This window comes from Sulfolobus sp. B1, assembly GCF_007050195.1.
Classification (GTDB): domain Archaea; phylum Thermoproteota; class Thermoprotei_A; order Sulfolobales; family Sulfolobaceae; genus Saccharolobus.
Genome location: NZ_QIMI01000096.1, coordinates 1 through 6,571, shown reverse-complemented (window position 1 = coordinate 6,571; position 6,571 = coordinate 1). Strand labels below are relative to the sequence as shown.

7 protein-coding genes and 1 tRNA gene are annotated in these 6,571 nt (G+C 32.8%); 5 read left to right on the top strand and 3 right to left on the bottom strand.

What is annotated here, in order from left to right; genetic code table 11:
* The 3 genes from DMP16_RS07070 to DMP16_RS07060 form a co-directional block, all read right to left on the bottom strand.
* Positions 1-742: adenylosuccinate synthetase (locus tag DMP16_RS07070; RefSeq protein WP_143577024.1), on the bottom strand; the 742-nt coding region annotated here is incomplete at its 3' end.
* Between the two features lie 127 nt (positions 743-869).
* On the bottom strand, positions 870-1,913 hold the full coding sequence (locus DMP16_RS07065) for a formate--phosphoribosylaminoimidazolecarboxamide ligase family protein (RefSeq protein WP_069282481.1): 1,044 nt from the start codon (positions 1,911-1,913) through the stop codon (positions 870-872).
* Positions 1,914-2,927 (bottom strand): formate--phosphoribosylaminoimidazolecarboxamide ligase, encoded by a 1,014-nt coding sequence (locus tag DMP16_RS07060; protein ID WP_069282480.1) that lies wholly within the window; start codon positions 2,925-2,927, stop codon positions 1,914-1,916.
* Positions 2,928-2,983: 56 nt separating this feature from the next.
* On the opposite strand from DMP16_RS07060, the gene purB reads away from it, so the two are divergent.
* The 5 genes from purB to DMP16_RS07040 all read left to right on the top strand — a co-directional run.
* A complete protein-coding gene (gene purB, locus DMP16_RS07055; protein ID WP_143577023.1) occupies positions 2,984-4,342 on the top strand; it encodes an adenylosuccinate lyase in 1,359 nt (452 codons plus the stop codon).
* A 340-nt stretch (positions 4,343-4,682) separates the two neighbouring features.
* Positions 4,683-4,768 (top strand) — tRNA-Thr (locus DMP16_RS07050).
* A 31-nt stretch (positions 4,769-4,799) separates the two neighbouring features.
* A complete protein-coding gene (locus tag DMP16_RS11390; RefSeq protein ID WP_255446828.1) occupies positions 4,800-5,228 on the top strand; it encodes an AIR synthase related protein in 429 nt (142 codons plus the stop codon).
* 216 nt (positions 5,229-5,444) lie between these two features.
* Positions 5,445-5,741, top strand: a complete 297-nt coding sequence (locus DMP16_RS11385; RefSeq protein ID WP_255446827.1) for a hypothetical protein — start codon at positions 5,445-5,447, stop codon at positions 5,739-5,741.
* Between the two features lie 61 nt (positions 5,742-5,802).
* On the top strand, positions 5,803-6,571 hold a 769-nt coding region (locus DMP16_RS07040; RefSeq protein WP_143577022.1), incomplete at its 3' end, for a radical SAM protein.

Below are 6,571 nucleotides of genomic sequence, written 5' to 3'. Positions count from 1 at the left end.
CAGTTCCATACTCTACTAGACCCATTCGCTTAGCTTCTTCTTGACTAATTTCACCTTCTAATGGTCCTCCGCCAACTCTTGTCACATAACTTTTAAAAACTATTATTATTTCGTCTACATATTTAGGTCCAATACCCACTTCACTTAATATGCCTGATGCAGTAGTGTTTCTGCTAGTAACATAAGGATACTCTCCATGATATAAACTTAAGTAATGTCCCTGTGTGCCTTCTACTAAAATTTTTTCTCCTCTTTGTAAGTATTCAATAGTTCTATCTGGAACGTTACATAAGAATTTCTCAAGTTGAGTGTAATCTCTAGCTAATTTTAATTTTCTAAGAATTCTCTTACTTTCCCCGTACCCTACACCTTGTCCAGTACTTCCTATTACTTTCATTAGATATTCATCATTTCTCTCCTCTCGTATCTCATCCTCAGTTATAATTCCTACATGAGGATCTATATATAATCGGTTATATGTGTTGGTCTGTTGTATTTCATTTAAAAGTACCTCTAATGAGGTTAAAGCTCCAGGTGCTAGACCTAGTTCTGTTGTATCATTTATAAACGCAGATGGAATAATTCTTAATTTCCAATTTTTGTTCTGATAATTGACAGTATGTCCAGCATTTATTGATCCAGTCCTTATACTTAGTTTTGGCTTATCTTTAAGACCTAAGTATCCAGCTATTTTTCCTTTACCTTCGTCTCCAAAAAATCCTCCTACTATCAGAGTTAGCATTAAACACCGTTTTGTCTACCTCTATTCCGGCATATATAAAGATTATGACCTATAATTTATCATTACTAATTGTCCCTTTTACATCCTTCTTATAAGCTTTATTGTTATTAAAAAATAATGATAATAATTAACTCGTTACTCTGGCTAATTCATTATTTATGATAGCGTATTTAATTTCTATTGCTATTCTTCTTCCTAAACTTATAGGTTTTCCAAAATAGAACTTAGAGTATTGACTTCCTATACCCATGTATACGTTAGTCCCGCCCCCTATTCTTGGAGCTACATCGTATACTACTAAATCTAAATCTGGTGTAACCATTACTTGTAAGGTAAATGGTCCTATTATCCCTGGAGGTTGAAGCTTTGCACTAGCTTCTACGAAATTATAACCTATTTCAAAAACTTTTTCCAATAAGCTCTCCCTAATAGTTACCGGTTCATGTCCGACTTCTATAAGCCTGGGTATCTTATTTAACTTAAGCTGTATATCAGCAGGTAATCTATATAATCCATCCCAATCACTTTGTATTCTCCTATCTATGCTAATTAACTCTAATCTGTTAAAAATTGGGCTATAGAAATAATTTAAGTTAAAGTGTGCTCCAAATATGAACTCTTCAACTACCATACTCTTTAATGCTTCATCATCAATAATTCCGTTTTTAATAAGATTATTAATTTTATTATCAAAATCATCTTTACTTACAGCAAAGAAGAACCCTCTTTCAACTTTACGTTTAGCTTCAGGTAATTTAACTATTACTGGTCTATCAATTTCATTTGGCTTGAGCAATTTGGGGAAAGGTATTTTCGCAGCTTCCAACAACTTATAGTAATTCTTCTCTCCCGTTCTCTCCTCCCATCTAAGCATTAGCCTATTTCCGAAAAATCTTACTCTCATATTCTCCAGAGAATCATACCCTAAATATACCGCTAAACTTCGGTTTGGAACTAAGATCACATTATTTTTGGTTAACTCATCTTGAACAGAATCTGAGGTAATTTCCTTAAAATCATTCAAAAGAATATACCTATCAACTATTGCCTTAAATTCTACATAAGGCCTTTCTCTCCCCTTTTTGCATAATGCTATAGTTTCAAAACCTTCATCTTTAGCTCCGTCAAAAACATCCAAGGCAGAATGACTAGCTAAGGCTGCTATTTTCATTTATGTTGTCACCAACTCTAATTTATCCTTATCTATTGCTAGTTTTACCTCTCTAGCTATCCTTCTTCCCATGCTCATAGGTTCATCCCAGTAGAGCCAACTGTATGGACTTCCATGCACATATAAGTTAGTCCCAGCTACTATTCTGCCAGAGAACTCGAAAACTACTATATCCATACTGTCAGTTACTATTGATTCTAGGCAAAATGGTCCTATCATGCCCGGGGGAACTAACTCCTTAGTAGTGTTAACGAAATTATTGGCATAGTCTAAGGCGACAGGTAGCAAGCTTTCTCTAGCCACAGCTGGAATATTACCTACTACCACAAAAGTAGGCTCAAGATTATCGCCTAAGTAGTAATGCGGTAATCTTCTTAATCCATCGATATTGGTCTCATACCTTATGTCTATTCCAAATACCTCAGTTCTATTTAAAATTGGACTATAGAAGAATTGAAAATACATAGGAACTCCTACTACATATTCTTGAATTATTAAATCTTTCTCTTCATCGTTAATCATCTTCTTTTCCTTTAGTTTTCTTATCCCATCTTTAACTTCATTCTTATTTTTAGCTAAGAAGTAACCTTTACCACCTTTAGCACCATTGAGTTTTACAATAACTAACCTATCAACCTCCTCTGGATTATCGAAAATTTGGGGAATTTTTATATTTGATTTTTCTAATAATTTCATCTTCTTTTTTTGATTAGCTTCCCAATCAAATATATTTTTGTTTCCAAAAATTTTCACATCTATCTTACTTACCCTTTCCTTACCTAAATATTCTACCAAGCTACCGTGAGGGACTAATATACTGTCCCTACCTAGACTATTGATTTGTGTTATAGCTTTATCAAGATTTTCATAACCTAATATACTATCAATGAAGTAAAAATTTTCATAAAATTTCTTCCTTACATAGTCTGTAACAACAGCTGTCTTAAATCCTTCTTTTTTCGCTCCGTGAAGTATTTGTAAAGACGAGTGGCTACCAATTGTCTGTATGATCATTATTTGAAAATATTACCATAGATTAATAAGCATTAAAACTTTGTTCTAATATCAAGATGGAAGACATTGTATGTCCACTTGACTGGAGATATGGAAGCAAAGAGATGAGAAGCTTATTTTCAAAAGAAGGAGTATTGAGAAAGAGGGTCTTAGTAGAAATAGCCTTGTTGAAAGCTTTAAACAAAATTGGATTAGCTAAGGAAGATGATATAAAAAAGGTGGAAGAGGTTTCGTATACCATAAAACCAGAAGAAGTAGATGACCTAGAGAATAAAATAGGACACGATGTAATGGCTATGGTAACATTACTAGCTGAAAGAAGTAGTGATGCTGGTAGATTTGTACATTTTGGAGCAACAAGCTATGATATAGTTGACACAGCATACGCATTAATATTCAGAGATGCAATAGAAATTTTACAGAAAAAACTGATAAAGATCATAGAAATACTTATCGAACTATCGAAGAAGTATAAGGATACAGTAATGGTAGGCAGAACTCATGGACAACATGCTGTTCCTATAACATTAGGGTTTAAATTCGGGAACTATGTTTACGAATTCTCTAGATCCTTAGAGAGACTAATTGAAGTTAGAAAAAGAGTTATAAAAGGTAAAATGTCCGGCGCAGTAGGGACTATGGCAGCATGGGGAGAAAAGGGGTTGGAAGTAGAGAAGTATGTTATGGAATATCTGAAACTATCTCCCCATGAAATTTCCACTCAAATAGCTCCTAGAGATGGATTTGCCGAGTTAATAAGCGTCTTAGCCATACTAGCCTCTCAATCTGATAGATTTGCTCTAGACGTTAGAGAATTAATGAGACCAGAAATAAATGAGTTAGCAGAAGGCGTAGAAGGAAGATTAGGAAGTAGCACTATGCCACAGAAGGAAAATCCTGTTACATCAGAAAAGATAAGTGGATTGGCTAAGGTAGCTAGATCTTTCGTGATGGCCGAACTTGAAAATATACCACTATGGCACGAAAGAGATCTAACAAACAGTTCATCTGAAAGAATTATCATTTCTCATCAGTTCCTAATAGTTGATGAGATCTTAGATAGTATGTTAAGTCTTCTAAATTCATTAAAAATAAATATAGAAAATATTAGAAGAAATTTAGGTATAACTAATGGACAAATTATGGCAGAAAGTTTAATGATTAATCTAACGCTTAAGGGTATGAATAGACATGAAGCACATAGATATGTAAGTAAATTAACGGAAAAGGTAAAACAAACTGGAAAATCTTTATTAGAAGTTTGTTTAGAGGATCAGATAATTAGTAGTTACTTCTCTAATGATGAATTAAAGAACATTCTTGATGTTTATAAATATCTTGGTAGTTATGATAAATTAATAGACAGGGCAATAAATTATGCTAAAGGCGTAATTTCTACATTTGAAAGTAAATAGGTATTGAATTAATTTGTAAATTAAGCTTTAAATGATTATCTTTACTAATAATATATTTTGGATAGTAATTATTTTAGTGTTTTCATATAAACGATTTCTTAATAAATCTTATCATCTAAAGGAAGTAAAACGATAACTAAAAACTGTCTTATTATTTTGTAAATTATTTTTATAGAAATATACATAAACCTTTCAATATTGTCCTAAAATTACAAATCAATAAAACCTTAAAAGACCACTACTAGGAAAATTTAAGCATTTAACAGATCATAGCTAGGTGTAAAACTCTTATATCTGAAGAAAGTTAAATATTAATGCAGTTATTCTCTTAAAAATATATGCCGCCGTAGCTCAGCTGGTAGAGCGCCGGCCTCGTACCCAGTTAGGGATAGCCGGCGGTCGCGGGTTCAAATCCCGCCGGCGGCTTTTAAATTTTGGACCTATGTTCCATTTTATTATGAAGCTCAAGGATTTAGGTGAGCACACGTTTATCAGAAAATACCTAATAAATTACACTGATTTAAATAAGTTAGATGACGTTTATATAGATGGAGACGTAGGATACAAGTTAGATGGCTTTAGGATTTCTTATGCGTTTAACTTTATGTCTAGCTATGACTTAGGTTGGAAGTCAATTATAGCTGCTACGAGCGACATGATTAGTAAAGCTGTTAAGCCCACAAACTATTTAGTATCGATAGGATTAGATAAAAACTATGAAATAAATCAAGCTGAGGACATTATTAGAGGTATTTCGGACGCTATACATTATTATGAAGGAAGGTATGTAGGGGGGGATCTTAATGATTCTACGTGTGATGGTTGGATTGATGTTTTTGTAGAAGGAAAAGTTATGTGTAATATTAAGAACGAGATCGGTGAATGAGATTACGTTTTACTATCTGATTATATTGGGTACACTACTAATATATTTCTTTCATATTTAAATAATTTTAAGATCCCTATTTTACCTAAATCTATAATTAAAGTAAAACATCCTATAGTTAATAAGGCGTTACTTTACTTTTTTAAGAAATATTGTAACTATATAAAGTATTCTACGGATATAAGTGATGGATTAATTATATCATTATATAATATTGTGGAAAACTTTAATTTTGGCATAAAAATTAATGACATTCCAATAGATGATAGTGTAATGAATGTCTTAAGAAACCATAACATCAGTGAGAGCGATATAATTAAGTATTCCGGAGAGGAATTTATACCTATTTTGATTTTGGATAAATACTCTCCTTTAGAACTTATTCTAAATGATTTAAAACTACTAGGATACAATCCTACGATTATGGGTAGGATAATTATTGGAGATAAATTAATTTATAGAGATAGTAATTTAAAAATTACTGGTTGGGATAATTTTCTAGGTTGGTATTAACTGAATGTATGTTAGTGGAAGAGAATATGTTTATATATTAACTTTAGTTATCATTCATTCAATGACACAAGCAGTACAGACAGAATCACGCTCGAGACTTTTACCAGCTCCATCTAGGTTTGATGAAGGAGCAGTAAAGTTTGGTGAAAAAGAGATAAAGATAGGAGGTCCATTACCACAATTAGCTGAAAATGAAAAACTAGTTAGAGTTACTCATTCTTTATGCCCAGCATGTTATAGACTTTTACCGGCAACAATATTTGAAAAAGAAGGTAAACTATTTATAAGGAAAATTTGCCCAGATCATGGTGAGTTTGAGGATTTATATTATGGGGATTCAAGCTTATACTACAAGTTTGATTATTGGGAATATGAAGGAAAAGGTCCTAAAGTACCATATGTTGATTTGAAATCACCATGTCCATATAACTGCGGATTGTGTCCAATGCATCATCAGCACTCCGCGCTAGTGAATCTAGTAATAACCAATAGATGTGATTTATCCTGCTGGTATTGTTTCTTCTATGCTGAAAAAGCAGGTTATGTGTACGAGCCAACTTTAGAACAAATAAAATTCATGGTAGATCAACTCAAAAAGCAAGACATTACATTAGTTATACAAGTAACTGGTGGAGAGCCAACATTAAGAGACGATATTATAGAAATCATTAAACTATTAAGAGAGAATGGGGTAAAACACGTACAGCTTAATACTTGGGGAGGTACTTTTGCAAAACTCTACTTAGAGGACCCCGATAAGGCTATAAGGTATGCTAGAGCGCTAAGAGAAGCTGGTGTTAACACTGTATATATGAGCTTTGACGGAACTA

Bases quoted from the DNA above. Each gene is read 5' to 3' on its own strand.
- DMP16_RS07065 (WP_069282481.1), bottom strand. From the start codon at position 1,913: ATGAAAATAGCAGCCTTAGCTAGTCATTCTGCCTTGGATGTTTTTGAC.
- purB (WP_143577023.1), top strand. From the start codon at position 2,984: ATGGAAGACATTGTATGTCCACTTGACTGGAGATATGGAAGCAAAGAG.
- DMP16_RS11390 (WP_255446828.1), top strand. From the start codon at position 4,800: ATGAAGCTCAAGGATTTAGGTGAGCACACGTTTATCAGAAAATACCTA.
- DMP16_RS07060 (WP_069282480.1), bottom strand. From the start codon at position 2,927: ATGATCATACAGACAATTGGTAGCCACTCGTCTTTACAAATACTTCAC.